Source organism: Variibacter gotjawalensis (assembly GCF_002355335.1).
Lineage (GTDB): Bacteria > Pseudomonadota > Alphaproteobacteria > Rhizobiales > Xanthobacteraceae > Variibacter > Variibacter gotjawalensis.
Window position 1 is genome coordinate 1,964,078 of record NZ_AP014946.1, and the last position, 26,856, is coordinate 1,990,933.

The following is a 26,856-nucleotide window of genomic DNA, read 5'->3' on the forward strand; positions in this document are numbered from 1 at the left end:
GCGCCCAGTTGTTGTTTCTTCACTATCGCGGGCGCACCGTCATCAAACGGTAACAAAAGTGTCATGACAAGGGCGGCACACGGCCGCACGCGTGCTTGCGCGGATTAAGTTTATGCAATCATGCGTGAGGGCGGAGCGCTCAGCCGCGCTGTTCCGGATAGCCGTACTTCGATTTGACGCCGGAGAGCTGGCGCAGCGAGTCCGCATCGCGGCCGGAAGCGCACGCCGTCTTCGCAGGCGCGAGATCGGAAGTCATGCGCTTGTAGACCGACTGGTTGACGTTGCCGGTATCGCGGTCGCTGTCGATGACGCGCTGGAAATTCGCGAGCGCGCCCGAGCATCCGGAGCCACCAGCGGGAGCCGGCGCAGGCGCGACAGCCGCCATCGCGGGGGCAGGGCCGGTCTCTGCGGTCGTTCGCGTACAAGCGCTGGACAGCGCCGCGGCGGCGATGACGAGGGCGATAGGGGCGATCCGCACGATCATTTGGAAACTCCGGCTACGAGTGGCTGGCAATTTCTGACCCGCAATCGCCAGCCACGCAACCTGAAGCGCCAACCAGAGCGGATTTTTGTCCTTGGAGTGGCTTGCGGAACACCCTGCGGCCCGTTACAAACATGGCATTGGGGCTGGCAACCGCCGCCCATCAGGGAACTGCGATGACTTCGCGCGCCGACATATGCGCCATCGCCCGGACGGCTCAGCCGATTTCCGGAAATGCTCCCGCTCGCCTTATCGGCCTCCTTCTTCTTATCAGCCCCTGAGGGCCGGCTGGGCATGTGTGCCTGGGCACTCAGGGGATCGCAAGAAACCCGAGATTGATGGCCCGTGACGGGCGCGACCAAACACACCGAAGGACATTTCCGATGAGCAGCGACAAAGACCGCATCATCATATTCGACACCACTTTGCGCGACGGCGAGCAGTGCCCGGGCGCGACCATGACGTTCGAAGAGAAGCTCGAAATCGCCGAGCTGCTCGACGCCATGGGCGTCGATGTCATCGAGGCAGGCTTCCCGATCACCTCGGAGGGCGACTTCGAAGCCGTCAGCGAGATCGCGCGACGCTCGAAGAACTCCGTCATCGCCGGCCTTTCGCGCGCGCATCCGGCCGACATCGACCGTTGCGCCGAAGCCGTGAAGTTCGCCAAGCGCGGCCGCGTTCACACCGTGATCGCGACCTCGCCGCTGCACATGCGCGTGAAGCTCAACAAGACGCCCGAGCAGGTTCTCGAAACGTCGGTCGCCATGGTTCAGCGCGCGCGCAACCAGATCGACGACGTCGAATGGTCGGCCGAAGACGGCACGCGCAGCGAGATGGATTTCCTCTGCCGCATCGTCGAAGCGGTGATCAAAGCGGGTGCCACGACCGTCAACATTCCGGATACGGTCGGCTACACGGTGCCGGACGAATATACGGCTTTCATGCGCACGCTGATCGAGCGCGTGCCCAACTCCGATCAGGCCGTCTTCTCGGTCCACTGCCACAACGATCTCGGCATGGCGGTCGCGAACTCGCTCGCCGGCATCGTCGGCGGCGCACGTCAGGTCGAATGCACGATCAATGGCATCGGCGAACGTGCGGGTAATGCGGCGCTCGAAGAGATCGTCATGGCGGTCAATGTCCGCAAGGACAAGTTCCCGTACTGGAACAAGATCGACACCACGATGCTGACGCGCGTATCGAAAGTCGTCTCCACCGCGACGTCGTTCCCGGTGCAGTACAACAAGGCGATCGTCGGCCGTAACGCGTTCGCGCATGAGAGCGGCATCCATCAAGACGGCGTGCTGAAAGACGCATCGACCTACGAGATCATGAAGCCCGAGACTGTCGGATTGAAACAATCGTCGCTCGTGCTCGGCAAGCATTCCGGCCGCCACGCCTTCATCCACAAGCTGGAGGAGATGGGCTACAAGTTGGGTAAAAACCAGCTCGAAGATGCGTTCGCGCGCATGAAGGCGCTCGCGGATCGCAAGAAGGATATCTACGACGAGGACATCGAAGCGCTCGTCGACGAAGGAATGGCGGCCGCGCACGATCGCATCAAGCTTGCCTCGCTCACCGTCATCGCCGGCACGCATGGTCCGCAGCGCGCGACCATGAAGCTGACGATCGATGGCCAGACCAAGATCGAGGAAGCCGAAGGCAACGGACCGGTCGATGCTGTGTTCAACTGCATCAAGGCACTGGTGCCGCACGAAGCGAAGCTCGAGCTCTACCAAGTGCACGCCGTCACGCAGGGCACCGACGCGCAGGCGGAAGTCTCAGTGCGCCTCTCGCATGACGGCCGCTCGATGACGTCGAAGGCGGCCGACCCGGATACGCTCGTTGCCTCCGCGAAGGCGTATCTCGGCGCGCTCAACAAGATCGTCATGAAGCGCGAGCGCGATATTCCGAAAGCCGTCGCGAGCTGATCGCGCCGTCACGCGCAAAGCAAAAAGGCCGGTGCTGAGCACCGGCCTTTTTTGTCGAGCGAGAAAGCTCAAGCCGCGAGCGGCGCGCCGTTGCGGCGCAGGCCCTCGTATTCGAGCCAGGCGAGCACGGCCACCGCCGCCGCCTGCGCCGCGATGAAGAGATGGCCGAGGACATTCGGGCCAACGAGTAGCATCGCGGCGACGCTGCCGATCACCCAACCGACATTTCCGATGATGATCAGCCAAACGGCGGCAGCCGGCGGGACTTCGCGCGTGCCGGCCCAAAGCATGAAGGCCGCGATCGGGAACAGGCTAAGGCCTGCATAGAAGAGCAGAGTTGCCGGGATCGCCGTCAGGCCGGCGACAAAGCTCGCGCCGAAAGCCATTAGGGCACCGGCGGCGAGGCAGGTGGCAGCGTCTACGATGAGGGTATTGCGGAGGAAGGTGGCAGCCATTGTCGTCTCCTTGGTTTGTCCTGCGGCCGTCATCGACCTGCAGCGTGAGACGACATTGCCGCCTGCCCGGAGGCGAAGCGATTACGTGCGAGGTAAAGGAGTCACGGCATTTCGGGGTTCTCGCGAAACCTGACGGCAATGCGGCATAAAGCTGGCGAGAACCGCGCCAAAATGTGCCTAAATATCTGATATGCATAAAGAAAATGCGATTCTGGGTTGCGCCGCAGCATGCCTTCCCGTATGACAAATCAACGCGGGCCGAGGGCATAACCGGCTGCGTATGGCAGAAATTCAAAACCTGGAGTGTGGAGCATGTTGAGGGCAGCTTTGGCTGGCGCTTTGTTGTTTGTGGCCGCGAGCCTCGGTTCGGCGACCGCCGGAGAGGTATCTGAGGGCCAAATCGCGCAGGCTAAAGCCGCCTTGAGCCTCACATCTGAACAAGAGCGGCACTGGCCGCGTGTCGCGGCTGCGATTCGCTCCTTCTCGCGCGATTCCGATCGCGTCGAAAGCGGGGAAGCCGGCATGGGCGAAAAGCTCAAGCACCAGGTCGTCGGCGCCAAGCGCGTTCTCGCTGCCGCGATGCCGCTGATCAAGACCATGACGCCGGAGCAAAAGCGCACGGCGGCGGGCCTTGTCCGCATGATGGGCTACGCAAGCCTCGCCTCACGCATCTGACGCTTGCGGCGCGGCGTTTTCAGCGCCGCGCTGTGCCATTTCGGACGGCGTTGCGCGCGTAGCGAAAACTTTCAACACCCTGCGGGCTTGATCGCTTGCTTGATCGGGCGGACCTTGCTACAGGTCCGCGCCTCGTTGCAGAACGAGCGGCCGCGAGGTTTCTCCGGCCACCTTCCGCGGATGCGGTTTCGGGCGATTAGCTCAGTTGGTAGAGCAGCTGACTCTTAATCAGCGGGTCGTAGGTTCGAGCCCTACATCGCCCACCACGTACCACGCCGAACCAGAGACTTTCCAAAATTCCCGTGAAACGACCGCGAAAGCGGGCCTCTTGCGGCATCCGACGCGTCTCTGCAGAAAACGTAGCGGAGTCATGTGCCAAGTTCGACCGCGCTGTCTCGTGGTTATGCCTAGGACTTTCCGAAACGACGGCGCGCATCTCTTCAGAGACTGGTTCGACATTCTAGAGACTGGTTGGCTGAGGCAGTTTCCGAACTCGATTCTCGATTTGTATGACGAGCTATTTGCGGCCAGGCGAAATGGGAAAACGCTGACCGTTGCAACTATGCTGCAAATCGAGTGTGCATGCTCGAGCATCAAACTAAGACATGACCTCATCGAGCGATGCGTCGATCTTCGCTGCAAGCGGGGTATCGCCAAAAACTTTGGCGATACGTTTTGCCTCCTGAAGAGATTTGCGAGCGAGCTCCGTACGGCCGGCGAGCCTCCAGCGCGAGCCAATGATGAAATGCACTTTGGCTTGATGGAGGCCCTCAGGATGAAATAAAGGATTTTGCCGGGCACGCGCGATAAGTCGATCGATGCGTTTTAGCCCCGTGATCTTCAACCAGATTAAGTACGGCAGATTTCGAATAAGAACTGACGCTTGCGGTCGTCGCCCGCCTTGCAGTACTTCGAGCAAGATGTAGCAGAGCGTGACGCGGTACCAGTCAGCCGCGGATCGGTAACCTTCGGCCTCGCGCATTTCAATTCGGTTCTCGATGAACCGAATGCCGGCGCGGAATTTTCCGCTGAGTACAAGACCCGCGCCCCAAACTGCATCGTTTGCAACAAACGCATAGCGCCGTCCTGCAGCATCATCCAGATCGCGGCGGCATTTAAGCAGCGCGAGACCCTCGTCAAGCTGGCGCGTCAGCACTAGCGCGGAGGCTGTAAGGTTCATTGCCGTGCTGCGATCCCACGGCGTGAGTGCTGCTGCGCTAGCCTCGTGACCGAACTTGAGTGCAAGCGCGTAGTCGTCATTGATTAACGCGTTCCAGCCTTGCAACCAAAGGCCCAGGCCCGTGGCTCGCGAGTCCTTCGCGGTTTGGCCGAGCTCGATGAGCTCCTGCGCATACTTGTAGGCACTGTGCAGCAATCCCCGGTGGACCGCATCAAGGCTAAGCACCCAGCGCAACCAGATTTTCAGATAGATATCGGTGGTGCGCAGCGCTGCCGCAAACATCGCGGGTGCTTGTGCGTCGATTGCTTCGTTCGAGCGCGTTGCAAGTAGGGCGCCGATCCAAACGCTCACCGTAAAGGCATAGAGCTTAGAGCGATCGTCGCCCAGCTCGTTTGAAATTGCATCGAGCTTCTCTGACGTTGCCTTGCAATCTTGATAGCGGCCAGCGAGCAGCAACGCATTGGCATAGTGGTGCATCGCCGAGACCTTGGCGAGGCTCGGCGCGTCTATCCGCGGCAGCCAAAGCTCAGCCACTTTGATGAGGTCTGGAATGTTGTAGCCGAGCTGCAGGACGAGAATGTAGTCGGCGATAAGATCTGGCAGCGCGGCATCATTGGTGCGACCCGAGAGCGTCAACGCTTCCAGTGCCAGTTTTGCAAATTCCTCAGCCTCCACCAATGAGTAGACGCGTAAGCTTTTCCGCGCGGCCATTGCGGCGAACATTAGCGTTCGATCATGCCGATCGGTTTGCCGGTAGTGATGCGTCAACAGCTCGGCATTTTCGGAAGTGCCTCCGCTTTTAGCTTCAATCGTCTTCGCGACTTTCAGATGATAGACGGCGCGGTCAGTCCGCAGCATCCCGCCGTACAGAACCTCGTTAAGCAGCGCATGGCTAAAAACGGCTTCGCCCGTCCTCCTATCAATGTGAAGCAGTTCCGATCGATGTGCTTGCTCGATCTCTCGACTTACGACGTCGGCTGGCAGCTCCAGCAGTTCTGCTAGCTGTTCGATATCGAATCGTCGGCCGAAAACGGATGCGATCTGGAGGAGCCGTCGTTGATCATCTGACAACAATTCGATACGCGCACCGAGGATCGCTTGAATGCTAACCGGAAGCCGGCCGGCGGGCTGCACCCTGGCCTGCGCGCTTTCGCCAATAAACTTTGCAATTTCTTCTGCAAAGAGAGCATTGCCGTCCGCCTGGCGGACGATCTGCTCTACAAAGTCCGCCGAAATATCCTGGACCTGCAGTCGAGAGGTCACGATCTCGACGATCTGAGCAGAATCGAGAGGCGCCAAAGGGATTGAGCTGACATTCGTTGCGTTGGCCCAAGGCGGTGCGTAGTGGGATCGCCGTGTATGAATGACGACGAGCGTTGCGATATCTTGAAGGCTGGCAATCGTCTCCAGGAGGCTTTCCGAACTGCTGTCTATCCAATGCAAATCCTCGATTGTCAGGATTGTCGGCGACATTCGGCAAGCTGCTCGCAGCAAATCGATGAGCAGGTCACGCGTGCGTAAGCCGATTTGAAGAGGATCGAGGCCCGCGAGCTGCTCGGACGCGGATTCCTGCCCCGTAAGGTTGAGCAAGATTGCAAGACGATCGGGTGTAAAAAGGCCGAGTGCATCGAGCGCTTCATTTAGCTTCTTGATGGTCTGCCTGCGGTCTTCGCCTATCGCGATATCGGCCCAACTCCGAACAATTTCGATGAAGGGGAAAAAGGCTGTTCGCTGGCCTTCGCGCGTGCACCTGCCAGCAAGATAGACAAATCGCGCCTGATCGATATTGCCCCGAAACTCATAGAGCAGACGTGATTTCCCCATACCTGGGTCGCCCGCGATATCGACGACGCTTACGCCTTCTTTGGTGGCCACAATGTCGCGTATTGTGCGCAACTCGTTCTCTCGGCCGACATACTGGCTGAGGCCGCGCGACACAGAGCGATCGAACCGGGTCGCGACATGTTTAAGAGCATCGAGCCGAAACGCGTGCTGAGCCTCTGATTTTCCCTTAAGACTGAATGCACCGAGCGGTGTGACGACCGCGATATCATCGACCAGCTGGTAAATCACATCGCTCAAGATGATGGAGCCGGCTTCTGCTCGTGCTTGCAGTCTCGCTGCCACGTTGACGGCATCGCCGACAGCCGTAAGCTGCTTACCGCCCTGTGCCTCGACGTGTCCGACCACGACCGCGCCTGAGTTGATACCGATGCGAAGCTGCACGTCGATGCCATAGCGCGCATGATACGCTGGAGCGGCCGAGACTGTGCGCGATAAAAGCGCGAGCGCCGCACGGCAAGCGCTGAGCGGCGCGTCTTCCAAAGCCTTAGGAACTCCAAAAACGGCTAGGAGGCCATCGCCGGCGAAGTCCAAGATGGTGCCCGAGAATTCCGCGACAACCTCGCGCATCATAGCGCGGATGGATTGAATGATCTCGAACGCGGCTTCTTCGCCGAGACGTTCCGAGATCGCCGTGAAGCCTGCGACATCGGCAAACAGGACCGTCGCGTGCTTGCGTTCGCCAGCGAATTCATGTCGCGCGGTTGTGCTCGATGTCGCCATAAGCCCTTGTACCTAGCCGCTTCGGCGGGACTTAGCGGCTCTTGCTTCCAGTCGTGCGATATCCTGGAACAACCGCTGGCTGATGAGCTGCAGGAAATAGAAGCCAAATGCGGGATTTTGGAAGTAGAGTTGCTTGAGCTGGCTGTAGGAAATAGTTAGCAGATCCCCCGCTTCAACGCACTCAAACGAGACCGTGCGTGTATTGTTCGGGGACACAAATCCCAGTTCGCCGACGATCTCGCCGGCAGCAACATCGGCGCCAATCTCCGTCAAACGATAGCGACCGCTGACGGTGAAAAACATTTCGGTCGACAGCTCGCCTTTGCGGAAGATGATCTCTCCCGCGGCGGCGCCGCGACGACTCATGAAAGGCTTTAGCCAATCCAAGTTCAGGTCGCCGGCTGCAGCTGCTTTCACCTTCTTAACGAGCTGCAGCATTTGATAGAGACGAAAGCTATTCAGCGGCAACAATGCAGCGTGAAGGACAAGTGCCGGATAAACGTGGTGAAAGTAGCCGTATATAACAAAGAAGATATTCGCCACGATTCCGACCGCACGAAGCGGGATCATCGTTCGCATGAGAAAAGTTGCGAACGTTAAAAGTGCAGCGATATAGCCGAATACTTCCGCCCAATGCATGAACCGCATCCGATGACGAGCCGGGGCAAGAACCTTTCAATTTTCGGTTCTGTTGTCCAGCAGCGCTCGAATACCCGCGGACAGACCGTCGTCAATTCCTGATCTAAGTCGCCATACAAAGCACTTATGGAGTTTGCGCGCTTTGTGGATCTCGCCCGCAATACTCGATCAAGAGTTCTGTCAGCGCTTTTATCTTTCGCGAGGGATGCTGTCCTGGTGGGCGGACGACGTATGCGCCGGCCGGTGGAGGCTGATGGCGCGACATGACTGGAACGAGAGCGCCGGAGGCGACGTACTCATCCGTGAGCCCATCAGGAAGATAAGCGATGCCGAGACCCGCTACTGCTGCCGCAAGAAGTGCGGTGCCGTTGTCAGCCTTGAAACGTCCGTGCGGGCGGACGTTCAAAATCTTGTCGCCGTTCGTGAGTTGCCAGGCCTCGGTGCCCTGCATGAGAGCCTGATGCGTAATGAGCTCTTCGAAAGTTTCCGGCGCCCCGTGTGCTTTGACGTAGCCGGGGCTCGCGACAAGCTTCCCATAAATCGGGCCAACACGTTTCGCGATCAAAGTTGAATCGGGAAGATAGCCGACGCGTATCGCACAATCGTAACCTTCCGCGATAAGATCGACAAAGCGATCCGTGTAGCAAGTTTGGATGTGAAGCTCCCGATGACGCTGCGCCATCTCGGCGATGATAGGCGCAAAATGGGTCGGGCCGAATGAGAGCGGGGCTGCTATTCGCAGGCGGCCGCGAAGTTCGCCGGCGGGAGAGATCATCTCTTTGGCGGCATCGACTTCCGAGCAAACGCGCGCCGCATAGTCGCGAAAGGTCGCTCCGGCTTCCGTCAAAGCCGTTCCGCGTGTCGATCGTGCAAGAAGCTGTACGCCGAGTTCTGCCTCAAGCCGCAAAAGTCTGCGGCTGACGATTGACTTGGCGACGCCGAGCCTCTGCGCGGCAGGCGAAACACCGCCGGCATCCGCCACCTCCACAAACGTCCGCAGCTCTTCGATTTCCAATGCGGTGTTCCTCTTATTGCGACACGGCGTTCCGTGATAGGGCACTATCGCAGCGTGAAGAGGAACGGCAATACCTATTGAGGCAACGACACCGCGGTCGAATGTTGCTCGGACAACGAACCCAAGCACCAGCAGCAGAGGAAAAGAATGACCTTTCGTAACGGCCTTGCTTCGCTTCTTCGCCCCGAAGACTCCGTCCTCGTCCTCATCGATCACCAGCCATATCAGCTGGCAAACCTGAACAGCCACGACCCCCACATGGTCGTGAACAATTCGGCGGCTCTCGCAAAGTCCGCAAAAGTCTTCAACGTGCCGACCATCCTGACGAGTGTAGTGGCTGACCGTGGCGGCCTTATATTCCCGCAAATTACCGAGGTATTTCCCGGGCAGGAGGTGATCGACCGCACCTTCATCAACACGTGGGAGGACCAGAAGGTCGTGGATGCCGTCAAGGCGACGCGCCGTAAGCAACTCGTCATTGCCGGTCTGTGGACCGAGATCTGCGTTGCAATGCCGGCGATCCAAGCTCTCGGCGAAGGCTGGGACGTCACCGTCATCACCGACGCGTCAGGCGCTGTTTCGGTGGAGGCGCACGAGGTTGCTATTCAGCGAATGATTGCGGCCGGCGCGAACATGATGACGTGGCTGGCATTGGCAGCGGAATGGCAGCGCGATTGGGCGCGAGTCGAAACAGCGGTCGCGTTGACCGAGGTAATCAAGCAGCACGCGGCTGGAAGTGGCATCGCATATCTGTGGGAGCAGCAGCTGCTCAATACTCCGGTGACGACTGCGGCATAAGCCGACTTCGTACTCGATGCCAAGCCGCCTCTCACACGCTCGAGAGGCGGCATGCACCCGATTTCGTTATCGTTTTATAAGACCTCAACTTGCGCTCGGTGGTTCACGAAGCTGCTCAAGGATTGCGACCGAGAATGTCCGCTTGGCGCCCCAAATATCGGTCATCTAGTGAAGCATTTCGACTTCCAGTGACATTCCGCCCAACTTCTATCCAGTCCTGGTTTGGTTGCCGGCGTTGGGGTTGCCTGCTAAGCGGTGAAGCGACGGGCTTTGGCGCAGAGCCAAGCGTTAGCGCAGCAATCGGGCGTCGGCACACGTCGTCAGATAAAGTGTCGCTCGTAGCCCAGCTCAGCCCGGCTTGACGCCTGAGAATTTCACGACCTTCGCCCATTTGTCGGACTCCAAGTCGATCAGCTTTGCGAAGTCGGCCGGAGAGCCTGCGAGCGGCGTGCCGCCGAGATCGGCGAGGCGCGCCTTCACCTTCTCGTCCATGAGGATCGCATTCATCGCCTTGTTGAGCGCATCGACGATATCAGTAGGCGTGCCTTTGGGCGCACCGAGGCCGAACCAACCGCTCGCCTCGTAGCCCGGAACGGTCTCGCTGACGGCCGGGACGTCAGGCAATGCCGCGGCGCGCGTGGTCGACGTTACGCCCAGTGCGCGGAGCTTGCCGGCACGGACGTACTCGACCGACGACGGGATGAAGTCGAACATCACTTGCACTTGACCGCCTATCAGGTCGGCGAACGCGGCTCCGGCGCCACGATAAGGTACGTGAACAAGATCAACGCCAGCCATCATTTTGAACAGTTCGCCGGTGACGTGGGGCGTTGCGCCAATTCCGCTCGACGCCATATTGATCTTGCCGGGATTGGCGCTTCGCGTAGGCAATGAATTCAGGAATTGTCTTGGCCGGTAGAGACGGATTTGCCACCATGACAAGCGGCGTGCTGAACATGCTGGCAACAGGGGTGATGTCGCGGGCGAAGCTGAAGCTGAGGTTGTCATAGAGCGCCGCATTGACGACAGTAAAGGCACCGACCTGGAGGAGCGTGTATCCATCGGGGGGCGCGCGCACGACCACCTCGGTCCCGACGCTGCCTCCCGCGCCCGGCCGGTTCTCGATGATGAATTGTTGCCCGAGCCGTTCCGAAAGCCACTGGCCGGTCAGGCGAGCGACCACGTCGGTTGGTCCACCGGCAGCAAACGGAACAACGAGACGGACCGGCCGAACCGGATAGGCCTCGGCCAGGGCCCGGCGCGAGTCGATCGCAAGTGCTGCGGCGGCCCCGGCCGCGCCGAGAAGTTGGCGGCGGGTGATGGTCGATGACATGGCGCTCCTCCAGGATCGACGTGAATGCGCCAAGAATGGCAGACAGCCTCAGCGCGCGCTTTACGGGCAGCTTACCGCGCGCTTACCGTAGCATTGAATTTTCACCGGATCGGCTATGCTAGACTGGCAGCGCGCGTAGCCAAGGTCCGGTGGGAAGCCATTCAGTTGCGCTATCTGGTCGAAGATTTTGTGCTTGATACCGAACGGCGCGAGCTGCGGCGCGGCGCGAATTTGATCGCGGTCCCGCCGCAAGTTTTCGATCTTCTCGCCTACCTGATCCGCCATCGCGAGCGAGTCGTTACTAAGGATGATCTGATCGCCGCGATATGGGACGGCCGGGCCGTCTCGGAGTCAGCACTTACGACCAGGATCAATGCGGCGCGCGTCGTCCTCGGCGACAGCGGCGACAGTCAGCGGCTGATCAAGACGCTTCTGCGCAAGGGCGTCCGCTTCGTCGGCGAAGTGACTGAGCAATCGTCGAACACACAAACACAACCGAGCGTCGAGCCTCCGGTTGGCACGCCGGCACCAACCGAAAAGCCTTCGATTGCGATTCTTCCGTTCAACAACATGAGCGGAGATCCCGAGCAGAGCTATTTCGCCGACGGCATGGCGGAAGACATCACCATCGCTTTGTCGAAGGTGTGGTGGCTTTCGGTCGCGGCACGCAACTCGACGTTCGCCTACAAAGGCAAAGCCGTTGACGTGAGAGAGATCGGCCGCGAGCTCGGCGCGCGATACGTGCTCGAAGGCAGCGTGCGCAAGGCCAGCAATCAGGTGCGGATCACGGCGCAGCTTCTTGATTCTACGACCGGGCACAGTGTCTGGGCTGAGCGCTACGATCGCGAACTCGCTGATACGTTCGCGGTCCAGGACGAAATCACCGAGCAGGTCGTGGCAGCGATAGGTCCTCAGCTCTACGCGGCGGAGGGTTTGCGCGCGAAGCGAAAGGCGCCGGAGAGCTTCGACGCGTGGGAATGTGTTATCCGCGCTTTGGCGTTACTGAACAGTCGTGCAAGGGCCGACATTCAGGCGGCGCGCGTCCTTCTGGACAAGGCTGTCCAGGTCGATCCGGGCTACGCTAAAGCGCACAGCCTCTTGGCGTTTGCGGCAACGCTCGGCGTGCACATGGGATGGGACAAGATCGGAGATGCCGTCGAAGCCGCGTCGGCTGCCGCACAGCGGGCACTGCAACTCGACGCTGACGATCCGTGGTCGCATCTAGCGGTCGGTTACGTTCTTGCCTGGAGCAGGCGGCCAACCGAAGCAGTTCCCAAATACGAAAAGGCGTTGGCGCTCGATCCCAACTTCGCCACCGCGCACTGGCTTCTCGGTCTCTCGCTGAACTATCTGGGACGCGCCGACGAAGCCTTCGCACATGCCGACAAGGCGGCGGGTCTTAGTGCGCACGATTTGTTTGCGCGCGGCAATGCTGGCGTAGCCAACAACCTTCGCTCGATGTCATGTTTTATACGTGGGCGGTACCGCGAAGGAAGCGACTATGCTCGTCTGGCCATTACAGAAAGTCCCAATCTCTCTGCCGCTTGGCGGCCACTGGTCGTCAATTGCGCGCTAGACGGCGAATTGGAGGAGGCCGCAAAAGTTCTTGGTCTGTTGAAGCAGAAGTTTTTGCCGCATCTCACGCTTAAGTGGATTGACGACGAACTGCCGTATGTGCGCGACGATGACCGGCGACGGTACCTCGAGGGGTTTAGATTAGCGGGCCTTGAATAGTATTACCCTATCAGGACAGCTTTGCGCCCCATTTCGGACGATCAGGCAGATTTGCCTTTCCCCCGAAGCGGACGTTCGCGCCGATCTTGACGAAGGGCAGCAACTCGTCCCCAGGTCAGCCAAAGAGGAGCTTCGGCCGCTCCATTGGATGGCCATCCGAAATGGGGACGCCTCGAAACAATTTTCATGGTCGAGTTTCTGTATTCGGCGTTCTAGGTCTTTCGGCTCATGCGGTCGTGTTCTGCCATGAGGAAGGTCACGTAGCTGCGTATCAAGTTGCAGTAGAGCCGCCCTTCGTCACCGTCGATCGTGAATCCGCTTTTTAGGTCGGCGCCATGGCGGACGCCACCGCCGGTCGGCGAGGATAGATAGCCGTGCAATATGGTGAGCCAGCCCAGCACCTGTTCGATGGTCTGGCCTTTCTTCTGGGTTCTCAGCTCCTGAACAATCTTGTTGAAGTACTTCCCTTCGATCGTTGTCTCGCCGGCATTGAGTCCCTTGAATGCCGTCACCACCGATTCCATGAGCCACAAAATTTCCTGGACAGCTTGCCGCGGGTGGCCTTCGGCGAGCAGCTTTTCTGACTGCTGCAATGATTCCTGCACAACGTCTTGCGCTTGCTCGTCAAGCGACCGGTATCGCTCTGGCACCGCTATGGGCTGATGTAGCCCAACTCCGACTGCGACTAACGCCGGCGGCCTGATCTCGTAGCCGACGCCATGCTCGGCAAGAATGCGGTTGATGCGCCCGGCGTCGGGCACGGCAAGACCGCCAACGTCCTGCAGCGCTTTGCAGCCTTCGTAAAAGGCTTCGATAAACAGCGGCGCGTTGTCCGCAGCCTGTCTCATCATGTTGCTGAGGTCCGACTCGGCCCAGCTCTCTGACGAACTTCGGCTGGCCGTTCCGCCCGACGCACCCGCAAAATAACTTTTGAAATGTTCGAGGATCGACCAGCGGTTCCCTTGCGCCGCGATCTTGCCGATCAGCGCATCGAAGGGCCAGACAGCCTCAGGCGGCAGCGGGCCCGGGGTGTCAAATCTCCAGCTGGCATCCAGTTTCATGAGAGATGCACTCTCCTACCAGATAGGCTGGCCATCACGCCGTCCTCCGAGCGGATTTCGGCAGGCTTGCACATTCTGATGCGTGCGCGGGGCCTATCAACTGCGACAGCTCCTCCGCGTGCTCCAAGGGCACGCGCATGCGGCCGACCTTAAGGGCGCGCACGACGGTTGCGATGTGGTCGGAGCCAAGGGCTGCGGCCACGGCTTCATGCATGAGCACCTCGGCCGTACAGCGCACGGGAAGGCTTGCGAAAGAGGTAGCGCAGAGGCTGCGCGCCTTGCGCTCGTCCAGAAGCGCAACGCCGCCCTGTTCGATAGCACAGGCAATGGTGGCGGCTTCGCCATCGTCAAGGGTCAGGCGTGCAGACCCGTCGATCAACGTCTCATAGATCGGCGCCGCCACGGCACCGATCCGGACGAGGCCAATCACGCCTGCGCTAATGAGCGCGCGGAGCCGCTCTCCATCGTCGTAGCCCCTCAGCACTCCGTTTTCGAGCTCGACGACGGTGTTGCCAGCTACAACAAGGCGCGCAGGGAGCGCCATGACAATTTCCTCAGCGCGGCCGGAGGCGTTGAGGTTGATCAGAACACTGGCGTCAGCCACCAGAACGGCGCCCGGACTAGCGAAGAATTTTGACGAGCTCATCGGCTTCGCCTTCCTCCCGCTCTGCACCGTCCAGCACTTCCCTTATCCCGTGGCGATCAAGGTGCAGAAGGCGAGCCAGCTGGCCTTCGCTGTAAAGCTCCTGTTTCCATGCCTCGCGCGCCAGAAGCGCGAGGCGGGGCGGTACCATGCCTTTCAATACGACCGAAATATTCGGCCGCGGAATGTCGCCCAGCACCTCGCGAACCTGTGCGTCGGTGATACCGCCGTTTCCCTGAAACCAATCCCACGTTCCTTCACGTGCAAGCTTCAGCTCTTCGAGCCTGCGCACTGTAGCTTCCCGTGACAAGCTTATGGCGTGAGCAATAAGAATTACGTGACGACGGGTGAGGTGAGATTGCCCCGCCGTGATTTCCGCAAAGCGTTGGCGCACGACACGCGCCGGCGCGATGAAGTTGCGCTGGAATATGTTCGCATAACGCTCTTCGCGCGAAGCGAAACGCTCGCCCTCAGTCAGAACCTCCGGCTGGTGACGCGTGGAAATAACATGCGCCAACTCATGCGCCCCCGTCTGCGTCAGGCGTTCGTGCGAATGATTCGCGTTCAGGAGGATGCAGGCGCCTGCCGCTTCGTCATAGGCGAAAAGTCCCGAGACCTTTCCGTGCAGCGGCCTCACGTAAACCCGAATGCCAAGCTGGAGGTCGAGGATTGAGACAATGTCCATGATCGGGCCGCTTCCCAACCCGAGCCAGTCCCGCAATTCTTGCGCATCCTGCTCTGCCTGCGACCGGACTTCGCCGGGCAGGATCGGCCGTTCGGGCGGATAGTTGCGGGCACGCGTGACGCCCAGGGCGTTTTCCAGCTCGACTTCAGCGCTGACTAGGTCGTTAAGGAGCCGGGTGGCGCGTTCGACATCAATATCCTTGCTGTCATCCAGTTTGCGGAAGCGCGGCACCATGTCCAGGTGAACCGCTTCCCGGCGCAGGATAACGTTTGCGGACGTTTGATACGAGGTGGCGAGCTTTTGCAGCTCGTCCATCTGGATCCGGCGCTTTCCTTGCTCGATGGCCACGATGGTGGTCCGTGCGGCTCCGATCACTTCCGCCGCCTGCGACTGGGTGAGTTTCACGCCCTCGCGGGCAAGCCGCAGCCGTTCTCCTATTTCGTGATTGCTCAGGCGTTCGCTCGTGTCAGTCATTGCTCTATCCGCGTCCATTGCCGGAGGAATGAACGGGCTCCCGTGTCTTTTATGAATGATCCCCATTCGGCAGCGTGGCGCTGGAGCATCCTTAGCAGCCGCTCCTCTGCGTTCACCGGTGCTATTTCGAGAGTGGCGGACGTGAGTACTGCATGCCTTGCGACTACCGCGCGATTGACCTCATCCGCCATATCGGCGAGGTGATCCAGGTGAAGCGTTCCGGCGATCGCATATTCTCGAAAGGCCGGGCTCATTCTTTTGAAATCATGCTGCAAGGAAGCCTCGAGCGTTGGCGCTCCCAGATCCCGGCAAATGTAGCCTTCGCCCGATTCTCTCAGGCTCGCCGCATGAATACTCATACGGCGCAGCATGCACGCCGCGCAGATGCCGCACTGGAGAAGCTTTCCGTTCAGCGCACTCCACTGCGCGCCCCGCCAGCACGTCTTGGTATCGCGCCAGGTGTCGCTGTCAGGGAGGGTCGTGAATTCTCTCAAGGTTTCGCCCTTGGTGTTCCACAGCCGCGGGAATGCGAATTTCACAGGACGGCGCAGCAAGGCATTGAGAAACTTCTCCATCCGCGACGTGAAAAGTGGATGGTTGCGGAAGTCAGGATAGGCATGCGCGGCAGTGACCAACGCCGGTCCGAAAACGCCCTGTCCGCTTTCCGGAATGATGATCCGGTCCGCTTCCGCGAGATAGGCGGCAATGCCGCTAATCAGGGCGAATTTAAATCCCCGGTTCCGTGCGGTGGGCTCGCCCGTGGCGGACACTGAATACGGCACTCTCGTGAACGGCTCGCGCTTTCCCTTGGCCGGCCGGCCCCCGGCCTTGGAACCTACACGCACCCGCACCAGTCGCTCTCCGAGGGCGGCCGTCATGATTCCCGCGACCATTCGCGAATCCATGCCGTCGCTGTAGGCAATCACGGCCTCAGTCTTGACTGGCAGCTGCAGGTCTTCCTGGGAAGGTGCGAGAGCCTTGCCGTTCCGCTGTGCAAATTCAATCATCCAGATATCGCCCGTCAGGAACTGGAGAGCTTCGTGCAGCGCATCGGTAACTGACAGGGCCGACCATCTGTCCGGCTCATGAACCGGAACACGCAGTTCAATCTTGCGGGTCCAGCCAAGCGCCGGGCGCCTCGTAGTCCGGTCAGCATACTCTACCGCCGCTGCGAGGATCAGGGCGTCGTGGATGACGGGGTCCCAGCGGGCGAAAGCGTAGGACTGAAGGCCCGCAGTTGAAAAGCGGAAGTCGCGGCCGAGATCGAACCCGGCGCGTCCATTGCGCGGCTGGCCGCCTGGCTCGACCACGTCGATGGCCGTTTCGGGAACTCGGGGCTGGAACGCGCGCACGTTCATCGTGGCGGCCCCTGATCGAGGCCGTCGCGCACAGCAAGTTTGACCGCGCGCTGCGGCGGCGGCTTTGCGGGGGACAGCAGTTCGCTGGCGAGCGCGCCGCAGTCAAACTGCTGGCGCACGGCCAGTTGCCGTTCCCGGACATAGCGGCTGCTGCGCGGGTGCGCTTCACGCTGGTAATGCTCTTCGATGCTGCGCATGGCGCTGCGCGTGGTGTCTTCGATCGCCATCGTGGTTGCGGCATGCGTGCCGGCTTGCCCGGTAAGTCCTTTGCCGACCGCCGCCACGGCGCAGTCGATGGCAAGCTGCGCGGGTGCGGACCCCGGGTGACGGCTGCGCAGGGCCTCCAGCTTCTCGATGCGCATGTAAGCAAAGAGCGTATCCGAATCCATAATTTCGCGGATGTTGCTGATCGGCGCCTGGAGCACATCGCGCTTGATCGCGTAGGCAAGCGTCTCACGCACTTCGTCTAGCGCGTAGGCAGCCTTGGCAGCTCGCTGCGCGAACGTCCTCCAATGAGGACGCAGGGGTAGGCTTTTGTGCGGTCCGTCGCTCATGGCGCGCCCTCCATGTCAGCATTTATGGCAATAACAACTGACAATGTCAAATGTTTAGCGTTTGCGGCTAACTGGGTGCGCCATTTGCCCGCACGGACTCTTTCTTGAAGTTTATTTGGAATGCACGGTCTTATCCTCGATGGCCCACTGCAGTTCCCCGACCCTCAATAGACACAAGAGAAGGATGCAGATGCGATGGACCTGCCTAAGATTGGTACGACGTACCCCCAGGAGCGCGTCGGTATTGCAGCCGTTCAGGCCTACGCGGCCACGAGCGGGCAAATCTGGCGCGAAACAGATACGGGTGACGTGGGGATCGACGGGCAGCTGGAGTATGTGAACGATGGCTCGTTTGCCACGGGCCGGACGATCGCCGTTCAGGTCAAGTCCGGGCCTTCCTTTTTCAAGCATGACGCTAACGACGCGTTCAAGTTCTATCCCGAAGAAAAGCACCGCCGCTACTGGGAAGGCTTCCCGCTACCCGTGGTGCTCGTCATCCACGACCCACGTTCAGGCAAGAGCTACTGGACCGACGCGCGGCAGGAGTTGCGTAGTCCTTCTAAAGCCGGGCACGCCTATATAAGCATTCCTAAGGCCAACCTCCTGCAGGAAACGCCGCCGCAGGTCCTGTTCGAAAACGCGGGTGTTACCGATCAACCATTCATAGATGACCTAACAGAGGTGATGTTGGCGCTACTGACAATAAAGTCGGGCGAGCAATCATTCCCGCTGAGCTATTTCGATCTTTACGTGCAGGGGCTTACCAGCATTTGCCGCAGTATCTACTATGGCATGGACGTTGTGATGAATGCAGTTGAGTTTAACCTTGTCGCCGCAAAAGCAGAGTACGACATGGGCATGGGCGGGAAGGAGCAGGACTTTGTCTTCGGCTTTGTAAAATTTCTCTTGGCGCAAAACCTGGCGCAGGTCGATTATGCGGATTGCATGATCGACTGGATCGACCGGCAGATGCAGCCGACCTTTGTAGCGCCATTGACTTCCCGGGGGCGAGAGCTCGTAGCGCTCATCAATCGGGAGGAAAAGCGTCTTCTTGAATCGGGAGCGCTGGCCGACGAAGGTGGAATGCACGTTGCACAGGAAGGCTTTTTCGAAATGCTCCACGCGTCGTACTACCGACGCCAGCCGCGGATTAGGCAGTTCCAAGAAATCATGGGCGGCAAAGAAACGTAGGCATTTCGCCGCGCCAGCAGCGCGACGCATCTCGTAGTGCCACTAGATAAAGCTTAGCAAGACCTCACCGCAGAAATCGTGCAACGAGGGGAGGGATGGAATAGCCCGTGGCATTAGGTCGATCGATCCGCTCACGCCTAATTCCTCCGTTGCATTCGTCGCTGTGCACGGAAGTAGGAAAGGGTCTTCGTCCTGCTCGGGGGCGTGCGATAGCTATCGGACATTGCGAGAACGGTCGATCAATTAAAACGTGATCTTTTCTCAACCTGGAAGTCCATAGATACGTCTCCTACCGCCGCCGGCGCGTTCATAAGCTGCCGGTCCGTTGTCGGCCCCATTCAAGACACTCGCAATCTATCGCACAGTGTCTGCAAGTGCCGGCGCTCCATCTTGTTCGAGACATTCGCAATCGCGGTGTCTGGAAGAAACGGGAGGGACGGAAATGATAAGTCTACGGCCCCCGCCCATAGACCAGATCGGGTAGAAACAGTGTTATCTGAGGGAAGAGCGTGAGTGCAACGAGCACAAGGCACATTGCAGCGAGAAATGGGAGGACCTCGATCGTGTAGTCTTCCATCGGCACTCGTAACACCTGCGATGAGATGAACATCATCTGCCCGACCGGCGGCGTCACTCCCGCGATGGTGAGGTTGGTGACGAGCACGATACCGAAATGCACCGGATCGATCCCCAACTTCGCCAAAATGGGGACGAAAATCGGCGTCAGAATGATAAGCGCCGATGTGCCTTCGATCGCCGTGCCGAGTACGATGAGAAGGGCGTTGATCAACAGCAACAGCAGAATCGGGTTCGTCGTCAGCGACACCAACCAGTTCGCCATTTGCGGCGGGATGCGCTCCCAGGCGAGATAGAAGCCGAACGCCGAGGCGGCGCAGATCATGATCATGACGGAACTCGTGTCGAGCACCGTTTCCTTCATGACGCGCGGAAGGTCTGCAAAGTAGAGACTGCGATATGCGAAGCGGCCGACCAGGATCGTATAAAGCACAGTGATCGCGCCGGCTTCCGTCGGCGTGAATATTCCGTAGCGAATGCCTACGACGATGAATACCGGGATCGAAAGCGCCCAGAGAGCGTCGACGAAAGCGCGGCCGAGGGCAGGCGCGCCGGCAAACTCACGACGCCGCGGCAGGTAACCGCGTTTCTTTGCGATCACCGCAGTCACTGTCATCAGCGCTCCGGCGAGCAGGAGCCCCGGAACGATGCCGCCAACAAAGAGGCGACCGATCGATGTATCCGAGATGTAGCCGTAAATGATGAGGCCAATCGATGGCGGTATTAGCGCCGTAATGATTGCGGCGCAGGATGTGATGACGGCAGCAAATGCTGGCGAATAATTCGCGCGGACCATTTCTGGGCCGAGAATCTTTGCAAGCATCGCAGCGTCGGCACTCGATGAAGCTGTCAGGCCGCCAAGCAATGTCGCGAGCACGGTGCACATCTGTGCCAACGCACCGGTCAAGTGTCCGACAAGTGCGTCTGCGAGCACGAGCAAGCGCGCCGTGATGCCCGCTTTGTTCATGATTCCGCCCGCCAAGACGAAAAAGGGGATCGCGAGGAGCGGATAGGAATCCGTCGCCGTCACCATCTTCTGGACAAAAATATTGAGGGGGACCGAACCATCGATCAGAAAAAAAGAAAGCGCGGCGATCGCGATCGCGAATGCGATCGGAACTTCGAGCGCGAAGAGAACGAGCATCAAGATGCCGGGCAGCCAATCGACAAGCATCGGTTACCCCATTCGGTTCATATCACTTGCGTCTCGCGCTCAGCGTCGACATGCCAAACCTTCCCGGACAGCATTTGGCAGTAGCGAACGATCATAAGCGCGAAGCAAAATGCGACAGGCCCGTAAAGCCAGGCGAGCGGCCAGCGCAGAACTGGGCTTGGGTTGTCGAGCGCATCGATCGCAAAGCGTGTACCGAACCACGTCATGAAAACAAAAAATGCGAGCAGCAGAGCATGGTTGAAGAGCCGCACGGTCGTCTGCAGCGAAACGGGCAGGCGCCGCACCAACATGTCGATGCTGGGGTGCAGTCGATATTTGATGCAGGCGCTTGCCCCAAAGAAGACCAGCCACGCAAAAGCGAGCGTCGCAAGCTCGCTCGCCCAGGCAGCAGGTTGCGCCGTAATGTAGCGCGTAATAACGCCCCAGGAGACCGACAGAACGACGACCGCGAGCGCGATGCAGGCCACGAGCTCTTCGAGCTGGTCCAGAACCCACTTCAGCACAGGCGTATTATCCTCCATCGAATACGCGCGGCTACCGCAGCGTCAAAACGACTCCTCACTTCAACGTACCGAGCACGGTCTCTTGAAGCTTCGGCGTCCACTTGGGAAACGCGCTGTAGACTGGTGTGGTCACCTTTTGGAAGGCATCGAGATCGACATCCTCGACGAAGGTGATGCCGGCCGTCTTGAATTTTTGGATGTAATCCTTCTCGAGTTCGAGCGTGAGCCGCGTCATTTCGGCACCGGCTTTCTTGCCCTCCTCGATGAGGATCTGCTGAACGTCGGCCGGAAGCGTCGCGAAATATTTCGCGTTGATCGGCCAGTTGGTGAACGCGGTAAAGTGCCGCGTCAGCGAGATCACCTTGCGTGTCTCGTGCAGCTTCGACCCCCATAGCGAGCCGAGCGGTGCTTCCGCAGCTTGGACCACGTTCTGCTGCAACGCGCTGTAGACTTCCGACCATTGCACCGTGGTCGGCCGAGCGCCCATCGACTTGAACGTTTCGATCCACATTGTGTTCGGCGGGGCACGTACCGTCATGCCGGCAATGTCTTCGGGCTTTCGCACTGGCTTATCGGCGATGAGATGGCGATAGCCGAAGAAACCGTTCGCCATGATCAACTTGAAGCCTGACCTTTCAAGACGCCTCTCGACATCCTTGTACCAATCGGACGCGAGGATCTTCTCGTACTCTTGCGGAGTCTTGACGAGGTAGGGGCCGTTCAGGACACCGATGTCAGGGACGAAGTCGGACAGATAGCCCGGGTCCGTGATGTTCATCACATTGGCGCCCTGGCGGATCATTTCGTTGACTTCTTTGCCTGGGCCGAGTTGCTCGCCCGGAAAGAGTTGGATCTGGACGCGATTGTTGGTGCGCGCCGCCACGTTCTTGGCAAAGAATTCGGCCGCAAGATGCGCGGGCTCCGTCGCGGAGAGCGAGTGTGCAAAACGTATCCGGATTTCTTGCGCGGTCGCGGCGGATGCGCTGGTCAAGGCGGCGATGGCGAAAAGCCACGCGGAAAGGCGCTTCATCGGGTTTCCTCCTCGGTCCTGCGGCGCCGCTCATACGGCAGCGTCCGTCGCTCTTGGCGCTACATCGCGGAATCGCGACGAGCATCGGTTGGTGCAGGACCAAGCTTCCCAGCTTGTGATGCACCGGCGTAGAGTATCTTGAGTTGGTTATCCACGATCGCCTCGTGGCGCGCGACCGCATCGGGATGCATCTCACTTTCGGGAGCAACTTCGCGATCGAAGTGGCCGTAGCGATCCATCCCGCGGACCAGCATTGCAGTTTCACGATGCGGCGACATTTGCTTCACATGAGTCGCTACGTAGCGAATGGCAAATCCGACGCGCGGCAGCTTCGCGCGATTGCGCTCCGAGCCATGAAAAAGCAGAACGTGATGCAGCGACATCTCGCCCGGCTGCAGCTCGACATCAACGATCGTCGCGGGGTCCACCTCAACGGCGATCTCTTGCCCGCGCGACAACATGTTGGATTCCTCAAACTTGTCCTCATGCGGAACCTGGCTGCGATGCGTGCCCGGCACCACCTGAAGGCAGCCAGACTCCTTCGTCGACGGCGTCAGTGCGACCCATGCGGTGACGATGTCGGTGGACGAGAGCCCCCAGTAGGTTCCGTCTTGATGCCATGAAGTGTAGGCGTCTCCACCGGCCGGCTTGGCGAAGAATTGCGAGCCCCAACACCAGATGTCAGGACCGAGCACATCCTCGACCGCGTCCAAGATGCGTGGATCGCGGATCATTTGATCAAGCCATGGGAAAAGAAGGTGCGGCTTTTGGTTCAGCCGTCCCTTGATGATGTCGCCGTTATCTTGGAACCGCTGGGCGAGCCGGTCCGCATCTTCGCTCGACATCACACGTAGCGGATAATGGATACCGTTCTCGTGATACGCGGCGACTTCAGCCTCGGTCAGCCGTTTCGACATCGGTTTCCTCCTGAGCTGCTCTTTTTTGGCGGCCTGCTACATCTCAGCGCAAGCCCTGAGCGCTCGTCAAGCGTGCAGCCGAACCGTCCAAGCGATTTCAATACGGTTCTTCTTTGCTAACTCCGCGCCTTAAGGGGCCTCAATTGTCGGCCCGCCGACGACTCTCTAGCAGACGGAAGCTTATTGAAGCTGATGCGTCTTCGCCGACTGAGAAATTTTGATCGCCCCAAATAGCCGGCATCTCTTTCATGCTAGCAAGAGACAAACAACGCTCTGAACTGCCCGCGATGATCGCTTCGACAATCTCGGGCTTGGCGAATGCGAGATTGATGTTCATCCGGACCGAACGCTCGGTTCTATTGTCGCGTTTGGCGAGTGCCTTGAGACCGCGCACCTTTCCATCTATCAGATCGTCCACCCAGCGCCGGCTGCGCGCGATCGCATGCAGCATGCGGGCGCGTTTCTCGGACCGAAGCCTTGCAGAATTCGACGCGACGCCAGTACTGGCATCGGGATCGAGTACTTGGCGGTGCGGGATGCGGCCGGGTAACCAAGGAAGCCTGATCGATTTGGTCTCACCGAATTCTTGGTTCGTGATATCCACGATGACGTGGTCTCGCCGCAGAACGACTTTGCAGATCCTTTGGAATAGGTCGTCAACCGCAACATCGCCGCTCTCCGACCTGATAGCGGTGACGATTTTTTCTTCCAGTTGGTCAGCGGACGCGCGCATACGCTCGACGGCATTCGCGTCACCGTGCTTGCGCGCACTCGAAACGTAATACCGATAATGCAGGCCGTTCTTGCGCGCTGTGACGGCTGTCATACGATAGCCGGCGCTATCGAAAATTTTGCCGACGAGCGGATACATGCCGGGAGGCAGGCGCCGGACGCTGTAGTCGAAGCCCTGCGATGTCAGAATTTCCTGAACCTGATCGAACACCGCTTTGTCGACGATGCCGGGGTGCTCGCCAGGAAACCATTTGCCTTTGTGTCCGACCTCGCCGACGTAGAGGCGGTTCTTGAGCATGTGGTTGAGCGGGTTTTTGGCGAATGGCAGCCCGCCCTTGACGCCGCCTTTGCCACGCGTTCGCTTGGTGACGATCTCGCGGTCACGAAGCTCGATGACGGTCTTGGTCAGCGACCGTTGCCGCAGGTAGGTCGCAAAAATCTCGCGAACGGTTTCGGCCTCTTCAGGATGCGGGACCAGCTTTTTGTCGACGTTGTCGTAGCCGAGCGGCACCGGGCCGCCCATGCACATGCCTTTGCGCTTCGAGGCCGCAACCTTGTCGCGGATGCGCTCTCCTGTCACCTCCCGCTCAAATTGCGCGAACGAGAGCAGGACGTTGAGGGTGAGGCGTCCCATGCTACTGGTCGTGTTGAACGACTGGGTGACGGATACGAACGACACCCCGTGCGCATCGAAGAGTTCGACAAGCTTGGCAAAGTCGGCAAGCGTTCTGGTGAGGCGGTCGACCTTGTAGACGACGACCACATCGATCCGGCGCTGCCGGATTGCTTCCAACAGCTTTTGCAGGGCAGGACGATCGAGATTGCCGCCCGAGAAGCCGCCGTCGTCGTAGTGGCCGGGCTGTAGTCGCCACCCTTCGTGCGCTTGGCTCTTGATGTAGGCTTCAGAGGCCTCGCGCTGCGCGTCCAGCGAATTGAAAGCCTGCTCAAGACCGTACTCAGTTGAAACCCGCGTATAGATCGCGCAGCGGAGAATCTTTGACGAAGTTGTTTTGCTCATGGCGAAGCTGCCGCGCCGTTTCGCGCGGTTTTCGCGCGCAGGCCGAAAAATCTCGGGCCGTTCCACCGTGTGCCCGTGATCGCGAACGCGACTTCGCTGAGGCTCCCGAACTCTGCGCCATTCCAGCTGAAGCCATCTTTCGTCACCACGACATGATGCAGCTTCTGCTCGTGCTCGCGGACTAAAATCGTCCCGGGACGGATTGGAGCGCGCGGAGCGGGAGGAATGGACACTGAAACGTTCCGCCTGCGACCTGACGTATTAGCTTGTCCGCGCTGTTTCTCCAATTCGTCAGCAATTCCATCGAGAAGTCTGACCGAGGCGCGATCGAGGTCACCGTAGGCCGCCGCTTGGACTCGGTATGCCAAGATCCTGAACATCAGCCAGCGGGGCAGATACGGTGGCGCATCTCGTTTGATCACTGCCTTCCACCGCGCTCGCAGGCCATCGCGATCGAGGGTTTCAAGCTCAGCAATCGCCACAGCGATTTTAGCATCGGCTGTCACAGCTGGCGTTGTTGCATGCGAATGATTGAGAGGTTCGAGCATGCTCATGGCAATATCCGATATCGGCGAACGCCACGAACTTTCTCGGATAGCAAAATGAGCGCGAGCTTTTGTTTGACTTTGCCAGTTAGGAACCCGCGAGCCGAATGTGCTTGCCAACCGCTAACCTCAACGAGGCGCGCGATTGTCGAGCCGCGGAGTAGGCGGAGCGCTATCAATAGCGCCGTCTGCTTTTTGATTGTCAGAGCTATTGGATTTGTGGCCGGCTTCTTCGCGACCACCTTACCCTTTCGCCGCTGCTCCGATGCCGACGGGGCTTTCGCCGTATTCGCTAGCTTATTCATAAGGCGCTCCAGTCACGCGGGGTCTTCCCGCACGACCAAAGCCCCACCGTCGCGATACAGCACTGGCAGGGAAATCTGCGAAGCCGGCGCGTTTGGTTTCCGACCCCTAGTTCGCACACTGACGCTCCATTCTTCGAGGAAGTCCAGCAGAAGTTCCGACGATGTCTGAGCGATCAACGCGTTTGTGAGCGACCAGGGCCTCAACAATATTTCGTCGAGTATCCAGCGATAGCCGTCGATTATCGCGACCTCATTCCCCTGAAGGTGTTGGGGTGAACTTGTAGACAGCGCTGCAAGGTTGATACCGTATCGCTCAAGCATTCCCGGAGTGATGAGTGGCTGGACGTCTAAATTTCCGTCAAATCGAAGCGTTTCGCGCCGTTATGATTACTGGAACGACGATCGCGGCTGCCAACATGCTAAACACGACCCAGCCGTCGATTAGCCGCTCGCTCGCACAGATCCAAGGCGCAGCTAAACTCAAACTGTTCGAACTAGATCGCGGTCGACTGCGGCCCACGCCGGAGGCTGTGAAACTCTTCGAAGCGGTACAGCGTAATTTTCTTGGTCTCGAAACGATCGAAGAGACCATTAGCCTGCTGCGGCGGTCCGGTACCGGGATCGTTCGCATTGCATGCACGCCGGCGCTGGGCATGAGTGTAATGCCGAGCATCATCGCGAAATTCCAGCAGAGCCATCCCGACGTCAGGACCACCCTACGTACAATAGGTTCATACTACGTGCGCGAAGGGCTCGTTAATGGTCTCTATGATGTCGGGTTGACCACAAATCGGATCCAGGTGGAGGGTTCGCAGCTGCAAGCCAAAACGGTTGATCAGGTGGCGGCCGTTTGCGTGATGAGCCGTTCGCATCGTTTGGCAAAGGAACCTCACATCGCGGCACGTCATTTCCACGATGAAATCCTGTTGACCCTCGATCGCGATGACGACTTAAGCGATGAATGGCGCCGCGTCTTGCTGCATGCGGGCGTGAGGCCTGCCTCGGTGATTGAGACAACCTATTCGGCGACCATATGCCAACTTGCCGAAGCAGGAGCGGGGATCGGGATCGTCAATCCATATATCGCGTCGGTGTTTGCCGACCGCATTCGGGTTGTACCGATTAGGCCAGCACTCGCAGTCAAAGTTTTCGTCGCCTATCCGACGCATGTCGCCATGTCTTCGCTGGCAGCCGATCTAATGTCACGGATCGGCGAACATTTCGGCTCGAAGCTACGGGCGCCGCGGCAATCGCGGCGCTGACTCGCGATCCTATATCAAACAT

At 59.3% G+C, this 26,856-nt stretch carries 23 protein-coding genes, 1 tRNA gene and 1 pseudogene; 7 read left to right on the forward strand and 18 right to left on the reverse strand.

Features of this window, described 5'->3' with window-relative positions:
* Positions 1-139 precede the first annotated feature (139 nt).
* On the reverse strand, positions 140-484 hold the full coding sequence (locus GJW30_RS09560) for a hypothetical protein (protein ID WP_096354652.1): 345 nt from the start codon (positions 482-484) through the stop codon (positions 140-142).
* 380 nt (positions 485-864) lie between these two features.
* Here GJW30_RS09560 and GJW30_RS09565 point away from each other — a divergent pair, with 380 nt between their 5' ends.
* Complete coding sequence (locus tag GJW30_RS09565; RefSeq protein ID WP_172887575.1) at positions 865-2,412, forward strand: 2-isopropylmalate synthase; 1,548 nt, start codon at positions 865-867, stop codon at positions 2,410-2,412.
* A gap of 68 nt (positions 2,413-2,480) precedes the next feature.
* Here the strand turns inward: GJW30_RS09565 and GJW30_RS09570 are convergent, their stop codons facing one another.
* The gene (locus tag GJW30_RS09570; protein ID WP_130364858.1) at positions 2,481-2,867 is read right to left on the reverse strand and encodes a hypothetical protein; all 387 of its coding nucleotides are present in this window, start codon (positions 2,865-2,867) and stop codon (positions 2,481-2,483) included.
* A 420-nt stretch (positions 2,868-3,287) separates the two neighbouring features.
* Here GJW30_RS09570 and GJW30_RS09575 point away from each other — a divergent pair, with 420 nt between their 5' ends.
* Together GJW30_RS09575 and GJW30_RS09580 are read left to right on the forward strand one after the other, a co-directional pair.
* Positions 3,288-3,542, forward strand: coding sequence for a hypothetical protein (locus tag GJW30_RS09575; RefSeq protein ID WP_165391643.1), 255 nt, complete (start codon positions 3,288-3,290; stop codon positions 3,540-3,542).
* A 190-nt stretch (positions 3,543-3,732) separates the two neighbouring features.
* Positions 3,733-3,808, forward strand: a tRNA-Lys gene (locus GJW30_RS09580).
* A gap of 332 nt (positions 3,809-4,140) precedes the next feature.
* On the opposite strand, the gene GJW30_RS09585 is transcribed toward GJW30_RS09580, so the two are convergent.
* The 3 genes from GJW30_RS09585 to GJW30_RS09595 all read right to left on the reverse strand — a co-directional run bounded on the left by GJW30_RS09585 (position 4,141) and on the right by GJW30_RS09595 (position 8,941).
* Positions 4,141-7,287, reverse strand: coding sequence for an ATP-binding protein (locus GJW30_RS09585; RefSeq protein WP_096354658.1), 3,147 nt, complete (start codon positions 7,285-7,287; stop codon positions 4,141-4,143).
* 12 nt (positions 7,288-7,299) lie between these two features.
* Positions 7,300-7,926 (reverse strand): Crp/Fnr family transcriptional regulator, encoded by a 627-nt coding sequence (locus GJW30_RS09590; protein WP_245408709.1) that lies wholly within the window; start codon positions 7,924-7,926, stop codon positions 7,300-7,302.
* Positions 7,927-8,050: 124 nt separating this feature from the next.
* Positions 8,051-8,941 (reverse strand): LysR family transcriptional regulator, encoded by an 891-nt coding sequence (locus GJW30_RS09595; RefSeq protein ID WP_096354662.1) that lies wholly within the window; start codon positions 8,939-8,941, stop codon positions 8,051-8,053.
* Positions 8,942-9,088: 147 nt separating this feature from the next.
* Between GJW30_RS09595 and GJW30_RS09600 the strand changes: the two genes are divergently transcribed.
* Positions 9,089-9,739 (forward strand): hydrolase, encoded by a 651-nt coding sequence (locus GJW30_RS09600; protein WP_096354664.1) that lies wholly within the window; start codon positions 9,089-9,091, stop codon positions 9,737-9,739.
* 348 nt (positions 9,740-10,087) lie between these two features.
* Here GJW30_RS09600 and GJW30_RS23205 read toward each other — a convergent pair.
* A pseudogene (locus GJW30_RS23205) lies at positions 10,088-11,072 on the reverse strand (Bug family tripartite tricarboxylate transporter substrate binding protein).
* 24 nt (positions 11,073-11,096) lie between these two features.
* Between GJW30_RS23205 and GJW30_RS09610 the strand changes: the two are divergent.
* On the forward strand, positions 11,097-12,806 hold the full coding sequence (locus GJW30_RS09610; protein WP_245408712.1) for a tetratricopeptide repeat protein: 1,710 nt from the start codon (positions 11,097-11,099) through the stop codon (positions 12,804-12,806).
* Positions 12,807-13,018: 212 nt separating this feature from the next.
* On the opposite strand, the gene GJW30_RS09615 is transcribed toward GJW30_RS09610, so the two are convergent.
* Genes GJW30_RS09615 through GJW30_RS09635 form a run of 5 tightly spaced genes read right to left on the reverse strand, consistent with a single transcriptional unit; the run spans position 13,019 to position 17,581 of the window.
* Entirely contained in the window at positions 13,019-13,867 is an 849-nt protein-coding gene (locus tag GJW30_RS09615; protein WP_096354666.1) for a hypothetical protein, read from the reverse strand.
* A gap of 34 nt (positions 13,868-13,901) precedes the next feature.
* Positions 13,902-14,513 carry a PIN domain-containing protein gene (locus tag GJW30_RS09620; RefSeq protein ID WP_130364862.1) on the reverse strand — a complete coding sequence of 204 codons (612 nt, stop codon included), beginning with the start codon at positions 14,511-14,513 and terminating at the stop codon, positions 13,902-13,904.
* Positions 14,488-15,669, reverse strand: coding sequence for an XRE family transcriptional regulator (locus GJW30_RS09625; RefSeq protein WP_165391644.1), 1,182 nt, complete (start codon positions 15,667-15,669; stop codon positions 14,488-14,490). Before GJW30_RS09625 ends, GJW30_RS09620 begins: the two co-directional genes overlap by 26 nt.
* The gene (locus tag GJW30_RS09630) at positions 15,666-17,027 is read right to left on the reverse strand and encodes a 7-cyano-7-deazaguanine synthase (protein ID WP_096354672.1); all 1,362 of its coding nucleotides are present in this window, start codon (positions 17,025-17,027) and stop codon (positions 15,666-15,668) included. Before GJW30_RS09630 ends, GJW30_RS09625 begins: the two co-directional genes overlap by 4 nt.
* On the reverse strand, positions 17,024-17,581 hold the full coding sequence (locus GJW30_RS09635) for a hypothetical protein (protein ID WP_130364864.1): 558 nt from the start codon (positions 17,579-17,581) through the stop codon (positions 17,024-17,026). Before GJW30_RS09635 ends, GJW30_RS09630 begins: the two co-directional genes overlap by 4 nt.
* Before the next feature lie 195 nt (positions 17,582-17,776).
* Here GJW30_RS09635 and GJW30_RS09640 point away from each other — a divergent pair, with 195 nt between their 5' ends.
* Complete coding sequence (locus tag GJW30_RS09640) at positions 17,777-18,772, forward strand: DUF4365 domain-containing protein (RefSeq protein WP_096354677.1); 996 nt, start codon at positions 17,777-17,779, stop codon at positions 18,770-18,772.
* 451 nt (positions 18,773-19,223) lie between these two features.
* Here GJW30_RS09640 and GJW30_RS09645 read toward each other — a convergent pair whose 3' ends face one another.
* From GJW30_RS09645 to GJW30_RS09675, 7 genes are all read right to left on the reverse strand, one after another.
* Entirely contained in the window at positions 19,224-20,522 is a 1,299-nt protein-coding gene (locus tag GJW30_RS09645; RefSeq protein ID WP_096354680.1) for a TRAP transporter large permease, read from the reverse strand.
* 17 nt (positions 20,523-20,539) lie between these two features.
* Positions 20,540-21,043 carry a TRAP transporter small permease gene (locus GJW30_RS09650; RefSeq protein ID WP_096354683.1) on the reverse strand — a complete coding sequence of 168 codons (504 nt, stop codon included), beginning with the start codon at positions 21,041-21,043 and terminating at the stop codon, positions 20,540-20,542.
* 37 nt (positions 21,044-21,080) lie between these two features.
* Positions 21,081-22,055, reverse strand: a complete 975-nt coding sequence (locus GJW30_RS09655) for a C4-dicarboxylate TRAP transporter substrate-binding protein (protein ID WP_096354686.1) — start codon at positions 22,053-22,055, stop codon at positions 21,081-21,083.
* Positions 22,056-22,114: 59 nt separating this feature from the next.
* Positions 22,115-22,972: a phytanoyl-CoA dioxygenase family protein gene (locus tag GJW30_RS09660; protein ID WP_096354689.1), complete on the reverse strand. Its 858-nt coding sequence runs from the start codon at positions 22,970-22,972 to the stop codon at positions 22,115-22,117.
* Positions 22,973-23,111: 139 nt separating this feature from the next.
* On the reverse strand, positions 23,112-24,722 hold the full coding sequence (locus tag GJW30_RS09665) for a recombinase family protein (RefSeq protein WP_096354692.1): 1,611 nt from the start codon (positions 24,720-24,722) through the stop codon (positions 23,112-23,114).
* On the reverse strand, positions 24,719-25,276 hold the full coding sequence (locus GJW30_RS09670) for a DUF2924 domain-containing protein (protein WP_347337734.1): 558 nt from the start codon (positions 25,274-25,276) through the stop codon (positions 24,719-24,721). The genes GJW30_RS09665 and GJW30_RS09670 overlap by 4 nt, the downstream gene beginning before the upstream one ends.
* Positions 25,273-25,572 (reverse strand): DUF3489 domain-containing protein, encoded by a 300-nt coding sequence (locus GJW30_RS09675; protein WP_096354694.1) that lies wholly within the window; start codon positions 25,570-25,572, stop codon positions 25,273-25,275. Before GJW30_RS09675 ends, GJW30_RS09670 begins: the two co-directional genes overlap by 4 nt.
* Positions 25,573-25,907: 335 nt before the next feature.
* Here GJW30_RS09675 and GJW30_RS09685 point away from each other — a divergent pair, with 335 nt between their 5' ends.
* The gene (locus GJW30_RS09685) at positions 25,908-26,834 is read left to right on the forward strand and encodes a LysR substrate-binding domain-containing protein (RefSeq protein ID WP_096354699.1); all 927 of its coding nucleotides are present in this window, start codon (positions 25,908-25,910) and stop codon (positions 26,832-26,834) included.
* The last annotated feature ends 22 nt before the right edge of the window (positions 26,835-26,856 follow it).